23 protein-coding genes and 2 pseudogenes are annotated in these 22,408 nt (G+C 72.1%); 12 read left to right on the top strand and 13 right to left on the bottom strand.

All coding sequences use genetic code 11. The features are described from left to right. The first annotated feature begins 201 nt into the window (after positions 1–201). Entirely contained in the window at positions 202–1,500 is a 1,299-nt protein-coding gene (locus EDC02_RS30540; protein ID WP_123605741.1) for a sensor histidine kinase, read from the top strand. 24 nt (positions 1,501–1,524) lie between these two features. Beyond that, positions 1,525–2,169, top strand: coding sequence for a response regulator transcription factor (locus tag EDC02_RS30545; protein WP_123605742.1), 645 nt, complete (start codon positions 1,525–1,527; stop codon positions 2,167–2,169). A gap of 28 nt (positions 2,170–2,197) precedes the next feature. Here the strand turns inward: EDC02_RS30545 and EDC02_RS30550 are convergent, their stop codons facing one another. Both EDC02_RS30550 and EDC02_RS30555 read right to left on the bottom strand, forming a co-directional pair. Next, on the bottom strand, positions 2,198–2,845 hold the full coding sequence (locus EDC02_RS30550) for an HAD family hydrolase (protein WP_123605743.1): 648 nt from the start codon (positions 2,843–2,845) through the stop codon (positions 2,198–2,200). A 69-nt stretch (positions 2,846–2,914) separates the two neighbouring features. Beyond that, positions 2,915–3,172 carry a glutaredoxin family protein gene (locus EDC02_RS30555; RefSeq protein ID WP_123605744.1) on the bottom strand — a complete coding sequence of 86 codons (258 nt, stop codon included), beginning with the start codon at positions 3,170–3,172 and terminating at the stop codon, positions 2,915–2,917. Positions 3,173–3,379: 207 nt separating this feature from the next. Here EDC02_RS30555 and EDC02_RS39855 point away from each other — a divergent pair, with 207 nt between their 5' ends. The 5 genes and pseudogenes from EDC02_RS39855 to EDC02_RS30575 all read left to right on the top strand — a co-directional run bounded on the left by EDC02_RS39855 (position 3,380) and on the right by EDC02_RS30575 (position 8,082). Continuing rightward, positions 3,380–3,559, top strand: coding sequence for a hypothetical protein (locus tag EDC02_RS39855; RefSeq protein WP_148083700.1), 180 nt, complete (start codon positions 3,380–3,382; stop codon positions 3,557–3,559). A gap of 98 nt (positions 3,560–3,657) precedes the next feature. Further along, on the top strand, positions 3,658–4,494 hold the full coding sequence (locus tag EDC02_RS30560; protein ID WP_123607248.1) for an ECF subfamily RNA polymerase sigma factor, BldN family: 837 nt from the start codon (positions 3,658–3,660) through the stop codon (positions 4,492–4,494). 243 nt (positions 4,495–4,737) lie between these two features. Beyond that, positions 4,738–5,622, top strand: a pseudogene (locus tag EDC02_RS30565) (DUF5667 domain-containing protein); the annotation flags it as partial. A gap of 317 nt (positions 5,623–5,939) precedes the next feature. Further along, positions 5,940–6,848: an HAD family phosphatase gene (locus EDC02_RS30570; protein ID WP_123605745.1), complete on the top strand. Its 909-nt coding sequence runs from the start codon at positions 5,940–5,942 to the stop codon at positions 6,846–6,848. Positions 6,849–6,912: 64 nt separating this feature from the next. Then, positions 6,913–8,082 carry a hypothetical protein gene (locus EDC02_RS30575; protein WP_123605746.1) on the top strand — a complete coding sequence of 390 codons (1,170 nt, stop codon included), beginning with the start codon at positions 6,913–6,915 and terminating at the stop codon, positions 8,080–8,082. Between the two features lie 34 nt (positions 8,083–8,116). Here the strand turns inward: EDC02_RS30575 and EDC02_RS30580 are convergent, their stop codons facing one another. The 6 genes from EDC02_RS30580 to EDC02_RS30600 form a co-directional block, all read right to left on the bottom strand. Next, positions 8,117–8,980 carry a lysophospholipid acyltransferase family protein gene (locus tag EDC02_RS30580; RefSeq protein WP_123605747.1) on the bottom strand — a complete coding sequence of 288 codons (864 nt, stop codon included), beginning with the start codon at positions 8,978–8,980 and terminating at the stop codon, positions 8,117–8,119. Then, positions 8,977–10,044, bottom strand: coding sequence for an NAD-dependent epimerase/dehydratase family protein (locus tag EDC02_RS30585; protein WP_123605748.1), 1,068 nt, complete (start codon positions 10,042–10,044; stop codon positions 8,977–8,979). The genes EDC02_RS30580 and EDC02_RS30585 overlap by 4 nt, the downstream gene beginning before the upstream one ends. A 64-nt stretch (positions 10,045–10,108) precedes the next feature. Further along, on the bottom strand, positions 10,109–10,210 hold the full coding sequence (locus EDC02_RS30590) for a 30S ribosomal protein bS22 (RefSeq protein ID WP_007465623.1): 102 nt from the start codon (positions 10,208–10,210) through the stop codon (positions 10,109–10,111). 222 nt (positions 10,211–10,432) lie between these two features. Then, positions 10,433–10,645: a helix-turn-helix domain-containing protein gene (locus EDC02_RS30595; protein ID WP_123605749.1), complete on the bottom strand. Its 213-nt coding sequence runs from the start codon at positions 10,643–10,645 to the stop codon at positions 10,433–10,435. Between the two features lie 194 nt (positions 10,646–10,839). Continuing rightward, entirely contained in the window at positions 10,840–12,540 is a 1,701-nt protein-coding gene (locus EDC02_RS40515; RefSeq protein WP_158632369.1) for a hypothetical protein, read from the bottom strand. A gap of 72 nt (positions 12,541–12,612) precedes the next feature. Beyond that, a complete protein-coding gene (locus EDC02_RS30600; protein ID WP_123605750.1) occupies positions 12,613–13,533 on the bottom strand; it encodes a proline dehydrogenase family protein in 921 nt (306 codons plus the stop codon). 126 nt (positions 13,534–13,659) lie between these two features. On the opposite strand from EDC02_RS30600, the gene EDC02_RS30605 reads away from it, so the two are divergent. Genes EDC02_RS30605 through EDC02_RS30615 form a run of 3 tightly spaced genes read left to right on the top strand, consistent with a single transcriptional unit; the run spans position 13,660 to position 15,704 of the window. Continuing rightward, on the top strand, positions 13,660–13,965 hold the full coding sequence (locus tag EDC02_RS30605; RefSeq protein ID WP_233606526.1) for a hypothetical protein: 306 nt from the start codon (positions 13,660–13,662) through the stop codon (positions 13,963–13,965). 2 nt (positions 13,966–13,967) lie between these two features. Next, positions 13,968–15,134: a glutathionylspermidine synthase family protein gene (locus tag EDC02_RS30610; RefSeq protein ID WP_123605751.1), complete on the top strand. Its 1,167-nt coding sequence runs from the start codon at positions 13,968–13,970 to the stop codon at positions 15,132–15,134. Between the two features lie 18 nt (positions 15,135–15,152). Then, positions 15,153–15,704, top strand: coding sequence for a CGNR zinc finger domain-containing protein (locus tag EDC02_RS30615; protein ID WP_123605752.1), 552 nt, complete (start codon positions 15,153–15,155; stop codon positions 15,702–15,704). A 39-nt stretch (positions 15,705–15,743) separates the two neighbouring features. On the opposite strand, the gene EDC02_RS30620 is transcribed toward EDC02_RS30615, so the two are convergent. Further along, positions 15,744–16,583 carry a sugar phosphate isomerase/epimerase gene (locus tag EDC02_RS30620; protein ID WP_199757974.1) on the bottom strand — a complete coding sequence of 280 codons (840 nt, stop codon included), beginning with the start codon at positions 16,581–16,583 and terminating at the stop codon, positions 15,744–15,746. A gap of 77 nt (positions 16,584–16,660) precedes the next feature. Further along, positions 16,661–17,593: pseudogene (locus EDC02_RS30625) on the bottom strand (Ppx/GppA phosphatase family protein); the annotation flags it as partial. 100 nt (positions 17,594–17,693) lie between these two features. Between EDC02_RS30625 and EDC02_RS30630 the strand changes: the two are divergent. Continuing rightward, on the top strand, positions 17,694–18,509 hold the full coding sequence (locus EDC02_RS30630) for a hypothetical protein (protein WP_370461620.1): 816 nt from the start codon (positions 17,694–17,696) through the stop codon (positions 18,507–18,509). A 55-nt stretch (positions 18,510–18,564) separates the two neighbouring features. Here the strand turns inward: EDC02_RS30630 and EDC02_RS30635 are convergent, their stop codons facing one another. Further along, positions 18,565–19,248 carry a response regulator transcription factor gene (locus EDC02_RS30635; RefSeq protein WP_123605755.1) on the bottom strand — a complete coding sequence of 228 codons (684 nt, stop codon included), beginning with the start codon at positions 19,246–19,248 and terminating at the stop codon, positions 18,565–18,567. 35 nt (positions 19,249–19,283) lie between these two features. Then, positions 19,284–20,606, bottom strand: coding sequence for a cell wall metabolism sensor histidine kinase WalK (locus tag EDC02_RS30640; RefSeq protein WP_233606527.1), 1,323 nt, complete (start codon positions 20,604–20,606; stop codon positions 19,284–19,286). Between the two features lie 198 nt (positions 20,607–20,804). Here EDC02_RS30640 and phoU point away from each other — a divergent pair, with 198 nt between their 5' ends. After that, positions 20,805–21,452, top strand: a complete 648-nt coding sequence (gene phoU / locus EDC02_RS30645) for a phosphate signaling complex protein PhoU (protein WP_123605756.1) — start codon at positions 20,805–20,807, stop codon at positions 21,450–21,452. Between the two features lie 89 nt (positions 21,453–21,541). Here the strand turns inward: phoU and EDC02_RS30650 are convergent, their stop codons facing one another. Beyond that, on the bottom strand, positions 21,542–22,291 hold the full coding sequence (locus EDC02_RS30650; protein WP_233606528.1) for a phosphoglyceromutase: 750 nt from the start codon (positions 22,289–22,291) through the stop codon (positions 21,542–21,544). Positions 22,292–22,408: the final 117 nt, after the last annotated feature.

The raw sequence follows: 22,408 nt of genomic DNA on the forward strand, positions 1-22,408 counted from the left end.
TCGCGATCTTGATCGACGGTGATGGACGAGCCACTGGATCCACGCTACCGGTCACACCGGTTTCATCCGGCGACAGCAGCACCATTATTACCAATTTCCGGCTTTTTGCCATGCGCCGCTCCGACAGGGGGGACAACCCCACCGCGATCGGCGGGCCGGCGGGAGTGACCCGCCCGCCACCTGGCACCTAACGTCACTGCCATGACCGCAGTCGGCATTCCGCCCGCTCTCGCACCGGCCAACCGGCCGGCGACGTTGCGCCGGCTCGCCAGTGACTCCCTGTACGTGCTCACCAGCCTGCCACTCGCGCTGGCGAACTTCGTCGTCGGCGTCGTCGGCTTCGCACTCGGCATCGGCCTGGTGGTCACCGTCGTCGGCCTACCGGTGCTCAGCGGCACGCTGGCCACCGCCCGCGCATTCGCCCAGCTCGAACGGCACCGGATGGCCGGGGTCCTGGCCGCCGCCCGGGTGCAGCCGCGATACGTGACACCGGGGCCGGATGCCGGCACCTGGCGACGGGTCCTCGCCCCGCTCACCGACCCCCAGTCCTGGCTCGACCTGGGCTTCGGCGTGCTGCGCCTGCCGGTGACCCTGATCGCCGTACCGGTCACCGTCGCCTGGTGGACCGGGGCGCTGGCCGGCTCGCTCTACTGGACGTACGACTGGCTGCTGCCCGCCGACCCGGACGGCGGTCTGGCGCCACTGCTCGGCCTCGGCGACGCACCGGGCACCCGGATCGCGTTGTACACCGCGATCGGACTGTTCTTCCTGGTCACCCTGCCGATCGTGGTACGCGGTTGCGCGTTGCTGCAGGCCGGACTCGCCCGCGGCCTGCTCACCGGGGTGGCCCAGATGCGTGACCGGATCACCGACCTGGAGGAGCAGCGGCAGGCCGCGGTCAGCGCGGAGGCGACCGCGCTTCGCCGGTTGGAACGCGACATCCACGACGGGCCGCAGCAGCGACTGGTCCGCCTCGCGATGGACCTGGGGCGGGCCCGCGAGCAGTTGGCAGCCGACCCGGACGCCGCCCGACGCACCCTGGACGAAGCGCTGGACCAGACCCGGGAGACGCTGGCCGAGCTACGCGCCCTGTCCCGTGGTATCGCACCGCCGATCCTGGTCGACCGGGGGCTGCCCAGCGCGCTCGCCGCCCTGGCCGGACGCGGCGTGATACCAGTCGACTTGTCGGTCGACCCCCGGCTCGGCACGGCCGCGACGCGGCCCGACCCGGCGGTGGAGAGCAGCGTCTACTTCGTGGTGGCCGAGGCGCTGACCAACATCGCCAAGCACAGCGGGGCGACCGCCTGCAGTGTCGGTGTGCACCGCCACGACGGCGGGTTGACGATCGTGGTCGCCGACGACGGGACCGGCGGCGCCCACCTCGCCAAAGGGCACGGACTGGCCGGACTCGCCGACCGGGTGCGAGCGCACGGCGGCACCCTCGCGGTGCACAGCCCGCCGGGCGGGCCCACCGAGGTCCGTGCCGAACTTCCCGGCTGAGCCGCGATGGTAGACATGGCACCCATGCGAGTAGTGATCGCCGACGACGCCGTACTGCTGCGGGAGGGCCTGGTCCGACTGCTGAGCGAGCACGGCCACCAGGTGGTGGCCGCGGTCGGCGACGGCCCGGCCCTGGTCGAGGCGGTCACCGAACACCGTCCGGACGTCTCGATCGTCGACGTACGGATGCCGCCGACGCACACCGACGAAGGGTTGCGGGCGGCGGTACGGATCCGCGAACTGGTCCCGGGAGCGCCGGTGCTGGTGCTGTCCCAGTACGTCGAGGTGTCGTACGCCGACGATCTGCTCGCCGACCGCGCCGGCGCCGTCGGCTACCTGCTCAAGGACCGGGTCGCCGCGATCGCCGAGTTCCTCGACGCCCTGGCCCGAGTGGCCGGCGGCGGTACGGTGCTCGACCCGGAGGTGGTCGGTCAACTGCTGGTCCGGCGCCGCCGCGACGACCCGCTGCGCCAGCTCACCCCGCGGGAACGGGAGGTGCTCGGGCTGATGGCCGAGGGGCGTTCGAACACCGCCATCGCCCGGCTGCTGGTGGTCACCGACGGGGCCGTCGAGAAGCACATCCACAACATCTTCAACAAGCTCCAGCTGGCGCCGGACACCGAACAGCACCGTCGGGTGCTCGCCGTACTGACCTACCTGCGCGGCTGACCGGGCCGGGCCGGCTTTCCGGCAGCGGTCAGTGGTCGGCCGCCAGCCGGACCGCCTCGGTGAGGGACTCCGCGACCGGCACGCCGCAGGCCCGGAGCCGGTCCGGGTCGGTGAAGCCGCCGGTGTACAGGATGCAACTTGCACCGACCGCCTCGGCGGCGTCCGCGTCGTCGATCGAGTCGCCGATCAGCACGGTCCGGGCCGGGTCCACCCCCAGCGCGGTCAGGTGCCGGTCGAGATGCCCGGCCTTGCGGTCGCCGCCGACCGTCGTCCGCAGCCCGTCGATGCGCCGGAAGGTCCGGGTCAGGCCGTACGTGTCGACCAGCGGGACCAGCTCGTCGTGGAACCACATCGAGAGCAGCGACTGGCTGCCCGACCAGCTGAGCAGCGCCCGTTCGGCATCCTCGGCGAGTCCGCAGGTGGTCAGACCGGCCCGGTACGCGGCGTGGAAGATCTGGTCCAGCCGGCCGAACTCCTCAGCGCCGACCGCCCGGCCGAGAACGTCTGCGTAGTAGTCCGCGACCGGCCGACGGAAGGCCACCCGGTGCTGCTCGGGGGTGAGCACCGGGCCGTCGACGGTGGCGATCGCGTGGTTGGTCGAGGTGACGACCAGCGCCAGGTCGTTGAGCAGGGTGCCGTTCCAGTCCCAGACCAGATGGGTGTCAAGCGGGGCCACGGCGGCACAATACCGGGCACCGGCACCGCCGGACCAGCAGCTCAGCCGGCCGCTCGGCCGGTCACCAGGTCAGCCGGCCGCTCGGCGCAGGTCGTCGAGCAGCCGCTGCTCCTCGACCCGCCAGTACCCGTGCTCCCGCCCGTCGAGCAGCACCACCGGGAGCCGTTCGCCGTAGTCGCGCTCCAGCTCGATGTCAGCGGTGACGTCCCGCTCCACCCATTCGTCGCCGGTCTGCCCCGCCACCCGGGCGATCGCCGTACGCGCGTTGTCGCAGAGGTGACAGCCGGGGCGGGTGATCAAGGTGATTCTGGGCTGGCGGTGCGACACGCCGGGGAGCTTACCGCTTCCCGACAACCAATGCGTCGGGTAACCGACAGCGGACAGCTAGTGCGACATGGGCACGCCGTCCTGCGGAAATACTTCGTCGTTGTGTAACGGACTCCACACGCGTGGGTGACGTTGGCCCTATCATCGCCTTGGGTCGACTCACCCGTTTTGCCGTGAGTCGCCACCCCTCAGCCCGAGGAGGCCGCCGTGCCCGTTGTCGCACCGCACCAGCACCTCAGGAGGGTGCGCCGGTCCATGGCGCTCACCACCGACCTGTCGGACCGCGCCGGCATCAGCACCGGTATCAGCATCCAGCTCACCGACCCAGGTGCCCGGGCCCAGCAACGAGCCGGGTCGCCGCAGGCACGAACGGAGGACGCCAAATGAGTGTCTACTCCCCGCAGATCGTTCTCCCGTCGGCCAGCCGCGAGGTAATTGCCGCCCGGATCGCCCTCGCCGAAGGGTTGTCACTGCTACGTGCGTCGATGCACGAGATGCTCAGCATCACGATGCGCGGCGACGGCGGCACCCGAGGGACCAGGCCGCGCACCCAGCCCAACGAGGGGCCGGGCCGACGCCAGCCCGGCGCCAACACCAAGCCGATGGGCGGCGCGGTGGCCACCCCGGCCCGGCCGACCATGCCGACCCAGCCGGACGGCAACGAGGCGGAGACCACCGTTCTGCCGGTCATCCCCGACCAGGGCAGCCGGTCCGGCGCACCGCCAGGCGGGTACCCGGACCGGCCGGACCCGTCCGATCCCGCCCGCGAGGTCTGGGCGCTGGTGGAACGGGCCCAAGCTGGCGAGACCGAGGCGTTCGGTCTGATCTACGACCGGTACGTGGACACCGTTTTCCGGTTCGTCTATTTCCGGGTGGGCAACCGGCAACTCGCCGAGGACCTCACCTCGGACACCTTCCTGCGCGCCCTGAAGCGGATCGGCAGCTTCACCTGGCAGGGCCGCGACCTCGGGGCCTGGCTGGTGACCATCGCCCGCAACCTGGTCGCGGACCACTTCAAGTCGGGGCGGTACCGGCTGGAAGTTACTACGGGTGACGTAATGGATGCAGAGCGCGAGGATCGTGGCCCGGAGGGGAGCCCCGAAGCGGCGGTCGTCGACCACATCACCAACGTCGCCCTGCTGACCGCCGTCAAACAGCTCAACCCGGAACAGCAGGAGTGCATCGTTCTCCGCTTCCTGCAAGGCTTCTCGGTCGCCGAGACCGCCCGGGCGATGGGCAAGAACGAGGGGGCGATCAAGGCCCTGCAGTACCGGGCAGTACGGGCGCTGGCCCGGCTCCTGCCCGACGGTTTCCAACCGTGACGACACCCACACAGAAAGCAACCACAGTCACGCGTAGTGATGAATCTCGCCACCGGCCCGTAACCCAACTGACCGCTCAGGCGTTTCTTGGGGTGCGACCGATGGTGCCAGCACCTCGCCAGCCACCAGGCAGCGTGCCAGGACCCGCAACGGGTCACCTCCCCAGCGACCCTGGCCGTGGTCGCACCGGATAGTGGCGACACCCGCCGCTGAAGCCGTGACCTGCGAAGGGAGGTGTCCGCGATGAGCAAGCTCAATCTCTTCCGCCGACGCGCCGAACGATTCGCACAACTTCTCGACCGCGCCGAGGGCGGAGGGCGGCACCATGTCCGCGATCCGCTGGACGACGAGCTGGCCGGGCTCACGGCACTCGGGCGCCGGATGTCCGAGATGCCGAAGTCACCGGACAGCGGCGTGGACCCGGACTACCGGGCGCACCTGCGCGCCGTGCTGATCGCCACCGCCGAACGCGAAGGCATCGGCGCCGGCGCACCGACGGCTCCGTACCGTCGCCTTCCCGAACGGCCCCGGTCCCGCTGGTTCGCCGCCCGGGCGGCGGGGGCCCGCGCGGCGACGACCGCCGGCCGGGCCCGGACCCGCGCGGTCATCATCGCCACCGTCGCATTCGGGGCGATCACCGTCTCCGGCATGTCCGCCGCCACCGAGCAGGCGGTGCCGGGCGACACCCTGTACGGAATGAAACGGTCCACCGAGCGTGCCCAGCTCGCCCTGGCCCAGTCCGACTCCTCCCGCGGACAGCTGTTCCTCAGCTTCGCGGAAGTACGGATGGGCGAAGCACTCATCGTGTACGACGAGCCCACCGCGTTCAGCGCGGTGCTGGACGACATGGACGGCCAGACCCGGGAAGGCGTCCGGCTGCTCACCTCCGCCGCCGCTGTCGGCGGTGACGGGGCCCCGCTGGACGTGATCGACTCGTTCGTGTCCACGCAACGTCCCACGTTGCGGCAACTCGCCGACGGGTCGGCGGCGAACCGGGACCGCGTCGGCGAGTCACTCACCCTCCTCGACCGGGTCCGTGCCCGGACCACGGCGCTGCGCGACGAGCTGACCTGTTCGGCTCCGGCCACCAGCGACAGCGACGAACTCGGCCCGCTGCCGGCCAGCTGCGTATCGGCCGAGCCGGCCGGTAGCATTCGTGTCCCGGGCGGCCTGGTCGGGCCGCCCGCCGGTGAGTCGTCGGTCGACGAGGGGCGCGCCGACGTAGCACCCGCCCCCGCCGCAGGTGCCGACTCGTCGGTCGGCCCGGAGCCCGACGACCGGCCGTCGACCAGTCCGCAGCAGTCGAACCTCGCTGAGCCACAGGTCGGCGAGGCCACCGAGACGGATCTGCCGGGCCCGCGCCCGGCGGTCAAGGACAACCCGGCCACTGACCGGTGACCTGACCGGGCCGGTGGCGCCGCCCGACGGGAGAGAGTGATGCCGGCGTGCCCCGCACCCGCAAGGTGACCATCAGTACGGACGCTGCCGGTCACACCACGGGTTGGGCGACCACCGGGCTGGCAGCCGCGACACCGGTGGCCCCCGACCACCGGGCAGCGGCGACACCGGTGGCCCCCGACCACCGGGCAGCGGCGTTCTTCGACGTCGACAACACCATGCTGCGTGGTGCGTCGATCTACTGGCTGGCGCGTGGCCTGGCCGCCCGCAACTACTTCACCACCGCCGACCTCGCCCAGTTCGCCTGGCGGCAGGCGCGGTTCCGGCTGCTCGCCGCAGAACACGCCGGGGACATGTCGCACGCCCGGGAGGCGGCCTTGGCGTTCGTCGCCGGCTGGCGGGTCAGCGACGTGGAACGCCTCACCGAGGAGATCTTCGACGAATTGATGGCGTCGCGGATCTGGCCCGGCAGCCGGGCCCTGGCGCAGTTGCACCTCGGCGCCGGACAACGGGTGTGGCTGGTCAGCGCGACTCCGGTCGAGGTCGGCCGGGTGATCGCCCAGCGTCTCGGGTTGACCGGTGCGCTCGGTACCGTCGCCGAGGTCGTCGACGGTGCGTACACCGGTCGGCTGGCCGGCGAACTGATGCACGGCCCGGCGAAGGCCGAGGCGATCGTGCAGCTTGCCGCAGTCGAAGGGCTCGAGCTCGCCCGCTGCAGCGCGTACAGCGACTCCGCCAACGACCTGCCGATGCTCACCGCCGTCGGACACCCGGTCGCGGTCAACCCGGACACCGCGCTGCGCCGCCAGGCGCGGGACCGGGGCTGGCAGGTCCGGGACTTCCGGACCGGTCGCAAGGCGGCGCGGATCGCGGTACCGTCGACGGTCGCCGCCGGTTTCCTGGCCGGCGCGGTGACGGCTGGCCTGGCCATCCGCCGCCGCCGGGCAACCGGCTGACCAGGACAGCGGCATCCGGCCCACCCGGGTCGCGACGCCGGCATCGGATCAGGAAGGCATCGGTGTGACGGTCACCGCACGCCCGGTCGAGTCGACCGGGGCGCCCAGCCACCCGCCGGGTCGGCACCGCCGCCACCGTCCATGGCACCTGGCCGGGCTGGCCGGGGCGCTGGCAGCCACGGTCCTGCTGGTCGTGTTACCGCAGGCTGGCCCGACGACCAGCGCGGACGAGCCGGGCCGGCTGCGTACCGTCGCCGAGGTCTGGCCGGCGGCCGAGATCACCGAGGTATCCGCCAACCTCGCCGACGGGCCGGCGTACAGCCCGGTGCTCTTCCTCGACGGCGCCACCTCGGTCGGCACCGCGCCGAGCCCGGACGGCACCGCCCTGCGGCTCGTCGTGCGGGCAGCCGACGGGTCGGTACGGGAACTGCGCCGGCTCCCACTCGGCGCTACCCCGCAGTTCGGTGGGTTCACCACCGACGGGGGCACGTTGGCCTGGTCCGAGTCGGTCGCGGACGAGGACGGCCGAGGGCGGACCGAGATGTGGGCCGCCGGCCTGGCCGACGACGCCGAGCCACGCCGGCTCACCACCGACACCGGCGACGTGGTCTTCTTCAACTCGCAGTACGACATGGTGATCAACGAAGGCAGCCTGTACTGGGTCGCCGTGGCGCCCGGCACCGAACCGGCGACCGAACTGCGGTCGGTTCCGCTGGCCGGTGGCGAGGTGACCGTACGCACCGATCCGGGAGCCTGGGCGTTGTCCAGATGGCCGACGATGGTCAGCGCCGGCAGCGGCGAGACCGGCCCGATCCGGATCCGGGACCTGGTCGAACGCCGGATCACCGACGTCCCCGCCGGTCCGACCGAGCTGGTCACCTGCGGTCCCACCTGGTGCCGGGTACTGGTGCTGGCCGCGGACGGCCCGGGCCGCATCGACCTGATGCGCCCGGACGGTACGGACCGTCGGCGCATCGGCGACGGCACGGTGACCGCCAGCACCATCGACGTCGCCGTGCTGGACCGGTTCGAGGTGCTGTCGCTGTCGTCTGCGCCCACCTCACTGGCCAACTCGCAGCAGCTGATCGTTTACGATCTGCAACGCGACGAGGCGGTCGTGGTCAGCGACGACGTGGGCATGGTGCTCTGCCGGGGCGGTGTGCTGTGGTGGTCGGTCGGCGACGACAGCTCCGCGTCCTGGCAGGTGCTGGATCTGCGAAGCTTGACGGACTGACCGCTTGCCGGCCGGGCGGGCCCGGCCGGCCGGCTCACCGGCCGAACGGGTCCGGCCGGCGGTCCAGCAGCCGGTGCAGGGCCTGCTGGATCGTCTCCCGCACCTGGTCGGCCAGGTTGAACACGACCAGCGGGTCATCGGCGTGGTCGGCGAACTGGGTGGTCGGGATCGGCGGGCAGAACTCGATCAGCCACTTGCTCGGCAACGGCACCAGGCCGAGCGGCCCCAGCCACGGAAACGTCGGCGTCACCGGGAAGTACGGCAGGCCGAGCATCCGGGCGAGCGGGGCGATGTTCGCCAGCATCGGATAGGTCTCCTCAGCGCCGACGATCGCCACCGGAACGATCGGCGATCCGGTCCGGATGGCCGCCGAGACGAACCCACCCCGACCGAACCGCTGCAGCTTGTAGCGCTGCGAGTACGGCTTTCCGACTCCCTTGAAGCCCTCCGGGAAGACCCCGACCAGTTCCCCGCCACCGAGCAACCGCTCGGCGTCCGGGTTGCAGGCCACGGTGCCGCCGAACTTGCGGGTCAGTTCGGACAAAAACGGCAACCGGAAGACCAGGTCGGCGCTGAGCAGCCGCAGGTGCCGGTGCCGCGGATGCTCGTCGTGCAGGATCGCGGTGAGCACGGCGGCGTCCAGCGCGACCGTGCCGGAGTGGTTGCCGACCACGAGCCCGGCACCGTCCACCGGCAGGTGTTCGACCCCGGACACCTCGGTGCGGAACCACTCGCGGTAGAGCGCCCGCAGCACCGGCAGGAACACCCCTTCGGTGAGATCGGGATCGAAGCCGAACTCGTCCACCTCGTACTCGCCGGCCAACCGGCGGCGCAGGAACGCCAGGCCGGCGGCCACCCGCTGATCCCAGACGTCGCCGGGTCGGTCCGGCACGGTCATGCCAGTTCCCGCTGGTCACCGGCGTGGCCGGCGCGGACCCGGCGGATGCCGTCCAGGATCGCCTGCTCGGCGGCGGCCAGCCGGTCGCTGGCGAGCAGCGCCCCGTCCGAGTGGGCGCGCAGAAAATCGTCGAAGGCGGCCTGCGTCGACCGCGGTTCGAACCCGAACTCGCGGATCAACCGGGAGGTGTCGACCACCCGGCCGTGGACGAACAGGTCGATCTGGTCGAACCCGTAGCGCCCGACACCGAAGGCCCGGGTGACCCCGGCGGCACCGGACAGCCCCGGCTCCAGCACCGGTACGGCGACCCGGCCGGCCCGCCGGATCGCCTGGGAGAGGGTGAGCACGCCCGGACCGGCAACGTTGAAGGTGCCGGGACGATCCTCCACCACGGCCCGGTGCAGCACCTCGAGCGCGTCGTCGACGTGCACGAACTGCAGCCGGGGGTCCCGGCCGAAGACGGTCGGCACCAGCGGCTGGGCGAAGTAGCGGGTCAGACTGGTCTCGGCGGTGGAGCCGATGAACGGAGCGAACCGCAGCACGGTGGCGGTGACGTCGGGCCGACGGCGGCGGAAGCCGCGCACGTACGCCTCGATGTCCAGGATGTCGCGGGCGAACCCGCCGCGCGGCACCTCACGGGGCTCGGTGTCCTCGGTGAAGACCGCCGGATCGCGGAACGAGGCGCCGTACGCCGCCGTCGACGAACGCACCACCAGCTTGCGCAGACCGGACGCCCGCTGGCAGGCGGCGAGCAGCTGCATGGTGCCGATGACGTTCTGTTCCTTCATCGCGGCGCGGCCGCCGTACTGCTGGTCCGGTCCACTGACCACGGCCAGGTGCACGACGGCTGACGCGTCGAGGTCCGCGATGATGCCGCTGGCCGCGCCAGCGTCGGCGCGGACCTGGTCGACGTCGCGCAACAGATCCGCGAAGTCCGGCGCCGGTGTGGCGGTGTCCAGCCCGACGACCCGGCCGACCCGGGGGTCGGCGGCGAGTCGACCGGCGACCCGGGCACCGATGAATCGGCTCGTCCCGGTTACCACCACGGTCGGGGACCTCACCATGCGGCCCTCCAAGTGCCGGCGGGTGACCGGAGCGTTGCTGAGCCGGGCCTGGGCCCGGCCACGGTCACTTGCCGAGACGTCGACGCTGGACGCGGGTCTTGCGCAGCAGCTTGCGGTGCTTCTTCTTGGCCATACGCTTGCGGCGCTTCTTGACCACCGAGCCCATACGAAAGCCTTTCCAACGAACGTTCGGGTCGGCCCGTGCGCAGCGTGCGGTGTGGCTGACGCGTGGGCCGAACTGGACAACCGGCCGGGCCGGCGGGCGGACTCACCCGCGCATGCGACGGCACGGCCGGCGTCAAGCCTAGCCCGCGCGTGTCATCAGCACCAACGCGGCCCCGGCGCCAGCCGGGGGGACGCGTCGGTGCCGGGCGTCTCCGGATACCCGCTAGGCGGTCTCCCGGAAAGCCCCTCGCAGGTACTCGTGCACCGCGTGTTCCGGCACCCGGAACGACCGGCCGACCCGTACCGCGGAGAGTTCACCGGAGTGCACGAGTCGATAGACGGTCATCTTGGATACCCGCATCACCCTCGCCACCTCGGCGACGGTAAGGAACTTGACCTCCGACAGCCTGTCCTCGGACTGTGGTGATCCTGCCATGGTTCACCAATCCATCCCATTTCCCCGGCGCGTGCCGCCCGGCGGGACCCTTCCGCGCCGCGACGGGCAACGCACGTGTTACCAGTACGGTAACGGGGTCGCTGTGACCGGCGCGATCCGTTCCGTCATTTGATCCCTACGGCGGGGGGCCGACACCCGTACGGGCTACCGGCACGACGGCGGCGGGTGACGGCTCAGCCGACCGCCCGCCGGACGTAGTCGACGCACGCCTCCTGCAGGCCCTCCCAGGCTTCACCGAACTGCGTCCGGGCGGCCTCGTCGAGACCCACGCCGTCGTGCACCACGGCACGGAAGAACGCCAGCGTCCGCTCCTCACCGAACCGGTCGACCAGGTGCCGGACCGCCAGGTAGCCCACCCCGTACCCGGCACCGACCTGCCAGTCCTCGGCGTCCGCGGTCGGCTCGACGCTGCTCAGCGGCCCCTGCCAGTCCTGTTCCAGGACCAGCCGGCGGACGTCGTCCAGCCCTTCGTAGCGGACCACTGGCCGGCCGCCGGCCGCCGCGTGCTCCGCCAGTCCTTCGATCAGCCACCAGGCGGCCCGCTCCCGGTTCCCGCCGTCCGGCAGGGACGCGGCGTGGGTCAACTCGTGACGCAGCAGGTCCGGCCGGAGCACGTCGCGCAGGTTCGTGCCGTTGAGCACGATCTCGTAGTGTCCGCCGCCGACCGCCACCGCGTAGCCGGCAGTCCAGTCCGGACGGTTCCCGCCGTACCAACTGCCCCACTCGTCGGCGCCGGCGTAGAAGACCCGGTACCGGTCCGGGGCGGTGCCGGAGACCGCATACCGGTCCGCGACCGCTGCCGCCTCCTCGGCGTCGCGCAGCAGGTCGGACAGCAGATCCCGGTGCTGCGGGGTGGTTGCCACCAGGGTCCGGTTGCCGGTCGCGACGACCAGTTCACTGACCTCCCAGGGGCGGGGCCCGTCCTGCAGGGTCAGCGACGGCTCGACCGCGACGAGGCGCAGCCGTCCGCCCTCGGTGCTCCAGCGCTGACCAACCACCACCTCGCTGGTCTCGCAGGACGGCACCACGAAGCAGTGCTGGTAGCTGACCAGCAGCCGCCACTCGGTGCCGAGCGCCGCCGGGCCGGTCGGCACCGGGGCGGCCGGTGACGATGACGGGCCGGCAGTGACCGTCGCCGTCGGCGCGGTGGTGGCCGTCGGGGCGGCGGTCGCCGTGGCGGTCGTGGCGGTCGCCGTGGCCGTCACCGTGGCGGGCGGGGCGGGCGGGGCGGTCGGGGCGGTGGTCGGCGTGGCCGACCCGGTGGCCGCTGGCGTGGGCGCGGCGGTGGCAGTCGGGTCGAACTCGACCGGCAGCGTACTGACCGACGGGCGCCACGCCGTCACCTGCATCGCGCGCAGGGTCTTGAACTGGCGGGCCAGATCGTCGTGAGCGGCCGAGCCGGGTTCGGTGACCGCGAGGAACCCCCGTTCGTCGCCGGCGATCAACGCGGCGGCCTGCTGGTCGAGCAGGGCGTTGATCTGAGTACGCAGCCAGGCCTGGGTAGCGTCCGGCGGATCGCCCGGCACCGGGCTGGCCGGCGGGCCGGTCTGCGGGGTGACCGTCGGCTCGATCACCGGTGGTTCCGGGCTGGGCAATCGGTCGATCAGCGCCACCGCACCGACCACCGGCACGGCGCAGAACAACACCGTCGCGACGATGCCGAGCACCGGCCAGAGCGACCAGCGCCGCTCCGGCGGCGGGGTCACCGGGGCCGGCGCGGGATCCGGCCGATCCGGCTGGTCCGTTGACGACGACTCCGGCCGGTCCGATCCGTCGGACTCCGGCCGGTCCGCCGAACTGTCCGGCTCTCGCTGATCCGCCGATCCGTCCGGGTCCGGCTGGTCGATCGGTACGGAGTCCTGCCGGTCGGTCACCCGCCGAATGATACGGGGACCGGAACCAGCCCGGTCCAGCCCGGGTTGAGCGGCAGCACAGGGGTGCCGGCGTCAGTCGCGGGAGCGCAGCGCCCGGCCGAGAAACGCCACGTTGGCCGGGCGTTCGGCCAGCCGGCGCATCAGGTAGCCGTACCAGTCGGTGCCGTAGGGCAGGTAGACCCGCATGGTGTAGCCCTCCCCCGCGAGCCGGGCCTGTTCGGCCGGTCGGACCCCGTACAGCATCTGGAACTCGAACTCCTCCGGCGCCCGGTCGAACCAGCGGGCCCGGTCCTCGGCGATCGCGATCAGGCGCGGGTCGTGGGTGGCCAGCATCGGGTAGCCGGCGCCGGAGAACAGGATGTTGAGGCACCGTACGAAGGACTTGTCGACGTCGATCGCCGACTGGTAGGCGACCGACTCCGGCTCCGCGTACGCCCCCTTGCACAGCCGCACCCGGGAACCGGCGGTGGCCAGCTCCCGGCAGTCCGCCTCGGTACGCCGCAGGTACGCCTGCAGCACCGCACCGGTGGACGGATGGTCGGCACGCAGGGTCTGCAGAATGTCCAGGGTCGAGTCGGTGGTGGTGTGGTCCTCCATGTCGAGGGTGACGGTGCCACCGACGGCGGCCGCCGCCGCGCAGATCGCCCGGGCGTGCCCGGTCGCCGCCGGCTCGTCGAACCGCTGTCCGAGCGCGGAGAGCTTCACGCTGACGTCGGTGCCGGCGGCGAGGCCGGCCCGGTCCAACGCGTCCAGCAGGGCCAGGTACTCCGCCCGCACCGCGCTGGCCTGCTCAGCGGTGGTGGTGTCCTCACCGAGGTGGTCGATGCTGATCACCACACCGGTGCCGGTGAGCTCGGCGGCGGCGGTCAACGCCTCGTCGATGGTGGTGCCGCCGACGAATCGGCGTACCACGTCACGGCTGACCGGGGCGGCGGCGACCAGCCGTTCGATCGTGGTCGACCGGGACGCGGCGAGGATGACCGAGCGAAGCATAGGGCGAGCGTATCGCCCTTGACCACGACCGGCCCGGCCAGTGGCCGAGGTCCGGCGACGGCCGAGGTCCGGCGACGGCCGAGGTCCGGCCGGTGGCCGAGGTCCGGCGACGCCGGGCGTGCGTCGGTGAGCTACAACAGTGCTGTGGACAAGATCTCCCCGCGTCGGCTCCGGTCGACCAGTGTCCAGCTCGGTGCGCTGACCGCGCTGGCGCTCTCCCTCTCCGGCTGCAACCTGGTCCCGGACGACGACTGCGATGACGACCGGTCGATGGGTGCCGGCTCCGGCGGCGGCACGACGGTGCTGGCGATGGCTGCCGGCGGCGCCGGGGCGGTCGTCGCCCGTACCGCGCCGGAAGCTCCGGCCCGGACCGCCGTGGCCCTGCCCGACCGAGGCGGGTTCGGCACCCACCTCGCCTCCTGCGGCGGCTGAGCATGCGGCGCGAAACCTGCCGGCCCCGGCCGGACTGGGACGCGACGGTACGGCAGCAGGGTCTGGTGTACGCCGACACCGAGCTGCCCAACGGCTCGGTGATGTCCTACTGGGACGAATCCGCCTGCTACGCCTTCGACCTGCCGGAGGTGCTGCGGCTGGAGGAGGCGACCGAGGAGCTGCACCGGATGGCGGTGACGGCGGCCGAGTACGTGGTGACGCACCGGAGGTACGCCGACTTCGGCATTCCGGCGTGGGCCGCCGACGCCGTCGCCCGGTCGTTGCGCGAGCAGCCACCGAGTCTGTACGGCCGGTTCGACCTCTGGTACGACGGCTCCTGGCCGCCGAAGCTGTTGGAGTACAACGCCGACACCCCCACCGCCCTGGTCGAAGCCGCGATCGTGCAGTGGTACTGGCTGGAGGACACCCGACCGCAGCTCGACCAGTGGAACAGCCTGCACGAACGGCTGGTGGCGGGCTGGGCGCAGATCAAGGCCGGGATGTACCACCCGACGCTGCACGTCACCTGGTCGAGCGAGGAGGAGACCGGCGAGGATCTGATGACCGCCGGCTACCTCGCCGAGACCGCCCGCCAGGCCGGGCTGACCGCCGAGCTGCTGCCGATGCTGGACGTCGGCTGGGACGGCCGACGCTTCGTTGACGCCGCCGACCAGCCGATCACCACCTGCTTCAAGCTCTACCCGTGGGAGTGGATGCTGGCCGAGCCGTACGGGCGGCTGGCGCTCGAACCGGGCACCCCGACCACCTGGATCGAGCCGGCCTGGAAGCTGCTGCTGTCGAACAAGGCGCTGCTGGCGGTGCTCTGGGAGCTGTTTCCGGACCACCCGTACCTGCTGCCGGCGTACCTGGACGGACCGCGCGCGATGCCGGAGTACGTCGCCAAGCCGCTGCTCGGCCGGGAAGGCGCGGCGGTACGGATCGTGACCGCTGCCGGCGAGATCGAAAGTCCGGGCGACTACGGTGCCGAAGGCTGGTGCTACCAGGAGTTCCGGGCGCTGCCGGCGTTCGACGGCAACCATCTGGTGCTGGGCAGCTGGGTGGTGGACGGCGAGTCGGCCGGTGCCGGGTTGCGGGAGAGTTCCGGTTTGATAACCGACGGGTACGCCCGGTTTCTGCCGCACTACGTGGCCGCCCACCGGGCGATCTGAATCGTCTACGGTTGTCAGGTGGACTTCGACGCCTACGCGCGGACCGCAGTTGATCTGGTCAACTCCCCGTTGGCTGACCTCGACGACCTGAGGGCGCTGTTCCACGGCGACCACGTCTGGATGTGCGACGAGGTCTGTGACCGCGACCTGGCGGTGTTCCGGCGGGCCGGTAGACGCCTGCGGGACGTCTTCGAGTACGGCACCACCGGGCGCGACGCCGACGCGGTCGCCGAGCTCAACTCGCTGCTCGCTGCGTTTCCGGTGCAGCCGCGAATCTCCGGCCACGACTCCAACGACTGGCACATGCACGTGACCGGCCGGGGCGCCTCGGTCAGCGCCGAGTATCTGGCCGGGGCGGTGTGGGGGCTGTCGGTCTGGCTGTGCGAGTACGGCAGTGCCCGGTTCGGTGTCTGCGCCGACGCCCGCTGCGGCAACGTCTACCTGGACACGTCGTCGAACTGCTGCCGGCGGTTCTGCTCCGAGCGCTGCGCCACCCGCTCGCACGTGGCCGCGCACCGGGCCCGCAAACGAGCCGCGGTCGAGGACAAGCCGCTGCTGCCGGTCAGCTGACCGGTCTTTCCCGGCTCGAGCCGGCCGGGCTTCCCCGGCTCAGCTGGCCGGCTGGTCGGCGGTCGCCGACCGGCCGGGGCTGCCGCCGTCGACGGCGGCCAGGTGCCGGCGGGCGAACGCCAACGACTCGCGCAGGTCGGCCTCGCGCACCGTACGGCTGCGGGCGCCCCGGGTGGCGACCTCGACCGCCACCGCGCCCTGGAAGGCGTTGCCGGCCAGCGCGCCGAGCAACTCGCCGCACGGCTGGTTGCCCCGGCCGGGGACCAGGTGCTCGTCGCGGCCGAGGCCGCTGCCGTCGCCGAGGTGCACGTGCTCCAGCCGGTCGCCCATCGCGTCGGCGAGGGCCAGCGCGTCGGCCCGCGACGCGGCGCAGTGCGACAGGTCAAGGGTGTACGCGTCGTAGCCGACCTCGGTCGGATCCCAGCCGGGCTGGTACGGGACGAACTCACGGCCGGCCATCCGGACCGGGAACATGTTCTCCACCGCGAACCGCACCTGCGGGTGGGCGTCGCGCAGGGTACGCAGCCCGTCCGCGAAGGTACGGGCGTAGTCGCGTTGCCAGCTGAACGGTGGGTGCACCACGACGGTCGGCGCGCCGAGCGTCTCGGCCAGGACGGCGGAGCGGCGCAGCCGTTCCCACGGGTCGGAGCTCCAGACCCGCTGGGTGACCAGCAGGCAGGGGGCGTGCACGGCGAGTACCGGCACACCGTAGTGCGCGGCGAGCCCGCGCAGCGCGCCGGCGTCCTGGCTGACCGCATCGGTCCAGACCATCACCTCGATGCCGTCGTAGCCGAGCGCGGCGGCCAGCTCGAAGGCGGCCGCTGTCGGCTCGGGGAACACCGAGGAACTGGAGAGCAGCACGGGTACCGCGGAGGTCACGTCGCCCAGCCTAGCCCGGCCGGCGCGGGCCCGCCGGATCGGTGGACCGGGCCCGGGTCACCGGCAGAGGTCAGCTCCAGCTGCGCCATCCGGCGCAGGATCACCCCTTCCCGCAGTGCCCACGGGCAGATGTCCAGCGACTCGATGCCCAGCTGTCGCATCACCGACTCGGCCACCACCGCTCCCGCCAGCAACTGGTGCCCCCGGCTGGCGCTGACCCCTTCGAGTTCGTGCAACTCGGCGGGCGGGATGTGCCGGATGAACCCCGTCACCTGGCGCAGCCCGGCGCGGGTCAGCCGCCGGGGTGCCCACAGCCCGGCGCTGGACGGCGCGGCCCCGGTCAGCCGGGCCAGGGTGCGGAACGTCTTGGAGGTGCCGACCGCCCGGTCCCAGCCCTGCGCCTGCAGCAGCGGAACCATCGTCTGCACCTGGGCGTCGACGTACTCCCGCAGTTCGCTGACGAACTGTGCGGAAGGCGGGCTGACGGTGAACGGGGTGACACCGAGCCGTTCCCGGGTCAACCGGCCGGCACCGAGCGGCAGCGACTGGGCCAGGTGCGGCTCCTCGTCGACCCCGGCGGCCAGCTCCAGGGAGCCGCCGCCGATGTCCAGCACCATCAGCCGGCCGGCGGACCAGCCGAACCAGCGGCGGACCGCGAGGAAGGTCATCCGGGCCTCGTCGGCACCGGAGAGCACCTGCAGGTGCACGCCGGTCTCGGCGCGGACCCGGGCCAGCACCGCCGCCGAGTTGGTGGCGTCGCGCACCGCCGAGGTGGCGAATGCGATCAGGTCGCTGGTTTGCCAGTGCTCGGCCGCAGCCCGCGCGGCGGCCACCGCCTCGACCAGGGCGTCCGCCCCGGCCGGGGTGAGCGCGCCGTCCGGTCCGATCTGTTCGGCGAGCCGCAGCAGCGACTTTTCCGAGTGCGCCGGCCACGGGTGGGCGCCGGGGTGCGCGTCCACCACGAGCAGATGCACGGTGTTGGAACCGACGTCGAGCACACCCAGTCGCATGTGATCACCCTAGGCCAACCGGGCGTACCGACCCGCTTGCCCGGCCCGCCGCAGGTGGCAGGCGTACGCTGGCCGGGTGGCGCCCCGTGACGAGCTCCGGATCCTGGTCGAGACCCCGGCCGACCCCCGCAGTCGGGAGGTCGAGCTGGACTTTCCCCGTGAGTGGATCGAGTTCGTCGACCCGGCCGACGCCGCGCATCTGATCCGGGCCGACCTGACCTGGTTGCTGTCCCGCTGGACCTGTGTGTTCGGTGGGTCCTGCCACGGCATCATCGCCGGGCGGGCCGGGGACGGCTGCTGTTCGCACGGCGCCTTCTTCACCGACAGCGACGACGAGAACCGGGTCAAGGCGGCGGCGAAGCGGCTCACCCCGCAGACCTGGCAGCACTACCGGCGCGGGTTCAAGAACTACACCGAGATGGACACTGTCGACGGCAAGAATCCGGCGCGGCGGACCGCCACCCGCAGCGCCGACGGGCCGTGCGTGTTCCACAACGACGCCGACTTCCCCGGTGGCGGGGGCTGTGCGCTGCACGCCCAGGCGCTGCGCGACGGGGTGCACCCGCTGGAGTACAAGCCGGACGTCTGCTGGCAGTTGCCGATCCGCCGGGACCAGGAGTGGACCAAACGCCCGGACGGCAGCAAGGTGCTGGTCTCCACGCTGACCGAGTTCGACCGGCGGGGCTGGGGTGCCGGTGGGCACGACCTGGACTGGTGGTGCACCTCGTCGCCGGAGGCGCACGTCGGGGGCGAGCCGATGTACCGGTCGTACGAGCCGGAGCTGACCGCGCTGGTCGGCAAGGCGGCGTACGCCCGGTTGGCCGAGCTGTGCGCGGCACGGGCCCGGCGTGGCCTGGTGGCGGCGCATCCGGCCACGCCGCGCCGACGGGCGCCGAACACCCGCCGGTCGGACTGACCCCGACGCGACCGGTGCCACCGGCACCGGTATAGCCACCGGCTCCAACATTTGGTCAGGATTCGAACTTGTAGCCCAGCCCGCGCACGGTGACGATGAAGCGCGGGGCCGACGGCTCCGGTTCGATCTTGGAACGCAGCCGCTTGACGTGCACGTCGAGGGTCTTGGTGTCACCGACGTAGTCGGCACCCCACACCCGGTCGATCAGCTGCCCCCGGGTGAGCACCCGGCCGGCGTTGCGCAGCAGCAGCTCGAGCAGCTCGAACTCCTTCAGCGGCAGCTGGACCGAGTCACCGTCGACGGTCACCACGTGCCGCTCGACATCCATCCGGACCGGTCCGGCGGTCAGCGTCGCGGTGGACGGCTCGATCACCTCGGTGCTCTGCCGGCGCAGCACCGCCCGGATCCGGGCGACCAGCTCCCGCGGCGAGTACGGCTTGGTGACGTAGTCGTCGGCGCCGATCTCCAGGCCCACCACCTTGTCGATCTCGCTGTCCCGGGCGGTCACCATGATGATCGGCACCCGGGAACGTTGCCGCAGTTCACGGCAGACCTCGGTGCCGGACATCTCGGGCAGCATCAGGTCGAGCAGCACGATGTCCGCTCCGGTACGGTCGAACTCGGTGAGCGCGTCGGTGCCGGTCGGTGCCACCGACACCTCGAAACCCTCTTTGCGCAGCATGTAGGAGAGCGCGTCGGAGAAGGACTCCTCGTCCTCCACCACGAGTACCCGGGCCACTTGTTCGTTCCCTCCCTGTGTCCGGCCTGATCCGCTCAGACCTGCTCGTGCGCGGCCGAACCGGTGTCGATCTCAACCGATTCGGGTAGCGGCAGGGCTGCGTCCGGCGGGCTGGCAGGCAGCCGCAGCGTGAACGTCGACCCTCCACCCAGCGTGCTGGACACCTCGACCCGACCGCCATGGTTGGTGACGATGTGCTTGACGATGGCCAGGCCCAGCCCGGTGCCGCCGGTGCTGCGCGAGCGTGCCTGGTCGGCCCGGTAGAACCGTTCGAAGATCCGGTCGACCTCGTCGGGGGCGATGCCGATGCCCTGGTCCGCGACGGCGATGTCGACGTAGCCATCGGCCCGGGAGACGGTCACCGTGACCCGGGTGTCCTCGCCGGAGTAGGCGATCGCGTTCTCCACCAGGTTCGCCAACGCGGTGGCGATCTGGCTGTCGCGACCGTACACGGTCAGCCCGCGTTCGCCCGCCACCGCCACCTCGACCCGGCGGGCCGCTGCCGGGGTACGGGTCCGGTCCACGACCTCGGCCAGCACCCAGTCGACGGCGATCGGGTCGGGGGCCGGCAGCGGCTCCGCCCCCTGTAGCCGGGTGAGTTCGAGCAGCTCGTTGACCAGCCGGCCGAGCCGGGTCGACTCGTGCTGGATCCGTTCGGCGAACCGGCGGGCGGCGGCCACGTCCTCGGTCGGGTCGGTGACCGCGCTGTCCGGATCGGTGGCGTCCAGCAACGCCTCGGCGAGCAGCTGCAGGGCACCGATCGGGGTCTTCAGCTCGTGGCTGACGTTGGCGACGAAGTCCCGGCGGACCCGGGCCACCCGGTGCGACTCGGTGACGTCGGCCGCTTCGACCGCCACGTGGTTGTCGCGCAGGCCGACGGCCCGCAGGTGCACCCCGAGCGGGTCCTGGGAGCCGCCTTCGCGGCCCCGGGGCAGGTCGAGCTCCACTTCGCGGCGCACGCCGGTGCGGCGGACCTGCCCGGCCAGGGTACGGATGATCGGGTGCGCGGTGACGCTGCCCGGTGTCGGCCCGGCCCGGAGCATGCCCATCGCCCGGGCCGCCGGGTTGACCAGCACCGGCACGTCGGCCCCGTCGAGCACCACCACGCCGACCCGCAACGAGTCCAGGCTCCGGCGGGCCAGTGAGTCGATGAGGCTGCGGTCCGGAGCCGGGGGCGCCGCAGCGGCGTCGTTCGCGACGATCGACGGCCTCCCGTTGCTGGACGTACGCTGCCCGCCCCGGTGTTCGACCGGGGCGGAAGCCAGTTGTCGTGCCCGGGCTCGCGCCAGGAGCAGACCGGCGACGAGCCCGCCGCCAGTGCCGACGGCCACACCGCCGGCCAGAACCGCCCAATCCACGGGGCGATCGTAGGGTCATTGTTAACCTGGTCAGCCACCCGAACAGGACATATCTCACCGCAATCGCCAGATGTTCATACTGCCGCCCTGCTCTGTTCACCCCTGTTCATCTGGCTGCCGGCAAGCCGCCATACCGTGTGGGCGACACCGGGCGGGACCAGGACCGGAGACCTCCCACCACGACGACGGAAGGCCACCATGCGCGAGGAGTTCCAGGCCGAGCTGCAGGAAATCAGCGAGCTGCTGGTATCGATGGCGGAAGCCGCTCAGACGGCACTGCGCCGGGCGACCGGCGCGCTGCTCACCGCCGACCGCGAGGCCGGCGAGCTGGTACTGGTCAACGATGCCGAGATCGATGCCCTCTACCGCACGGTGGAGGAGCGGGTGAGCGACCTACTGGCCCGGCAGGCACCGGTCGCCTCCGACCTGCGGATGGCGATCACCGCGCTGCACGTGGCCTCCGGGTTGGAGCGGATGGGTGACCTCGCCGATCACGTGGCCAAGACCGCGCTGCGGCGACACCCGTCACCGGCGGTCCCGGCCGAGCTGCGCGGCGTCTTCTCGGAGATGGCCGAGGTCGCCGACCGCATGATCGCGAAGGTGGTCGGGGTGCTGCGTACCCCGGACGCGAAGACCGCCGCCGAGCTCGACAGCGACGACGACGCGATGGACGAACTGCACCGCAAGCTGTTCCGGGTGCTGCTGGGCAAGGACTGGCCGTACGGCGCGGAGACCGCCATCGACGGCGCGCTGCTGGGCCGGTTCTACGAGCGGTACGCCGACCACGCGGTCAACGCCGGCCGGCGGGTCGTCTACCACGTGACCGGGGTGAACCCGAACGACTGACCGGCCGCCGGGCAGCGCGGGTCCCGGCTTGCCCGTGACCAGGGCCAGGGGTACGGGGCGGGCAGCGTCCCGTACCCCTGGCCCGACGCTCAGCGGCCCTGGTTGGCGACCGCGGCGGCCGCTGCCGCGGCGGCGTCCGGGTCCAGGTAGTCACCGCCGACGTTGACCGGCCGCAGCGCGCCGTCCAGGTCGTAGCGCAGCGGGATGCCGGTCGGGATGTTCAGCTTGGCGATCGCCTCGTCGGAGATCCCGTCGAGGTGCTTCACCAGCGCCCGCAGCGAGTTGCCGTGCGCCGCGACCAGCACCTGCTTGCCGGCGAGCAGGTCCGGCACGATCGCGTCGTACCAGTACGGCAGCATCCGCCGCACCACGTCGGCCAGGCATTCGGTCCGGGGCATCAGCTCGGGCGGCAGCTCCCGGTACCGCGGCTCGCCGACCTGCGACCAGTCGTCGTCGTCAGCGATCGGTGGCGGCGGGGTGTCGTAGGAGCGGCGCCAGAGCATGAACTGCTCCTCGCCGTACTCCTCCAGGGTCTGCTTCTTGTTCTTGCCCTGCAGCGCGCCGTAGTGCCGCTCGTTGAGCCGCCACGACCGGCGCACCGGGATCCAGCCCCGGTCGGCGGTGTGCAGCGCCAACTCGCTGGTCCGGATGGCCCGCCGCAGCACGCTGGTGTGCACCACGTCCGGCAGCAGGTTGTGCTGCGCCAGCAGCTCACCGCCGCGCCGCGCCTCGGCCTCGCCCTTGGCGGTCAGATCCACGTCGACCCAACCGGTGAAGAGGTTCTTCGCGTTCCACTCGCTCTCGCCGTGCCGGAGCAGCACCAGTGTCCCCACAGTCATGTCGTCCATCCTGCCGGACCCGGCGCCTGGAGGTTCACCGGCCCGGGGCACCGGCCGGCCGGGGTGACGACCACCACGCCGAAATTCGCATGCCCGGTACGCCGTCCGACCCTAGCG

Origin of the sequence: Micromonospora sp. Llam0 (genome assembly GCF_003751085.1) — a bacterium.
Taxonomy (GTDB): Bacteria; Actinomycetota; Actinomycetes; order Mycobacteriales; family Micromonosporaceae; genus Micromonospora_E.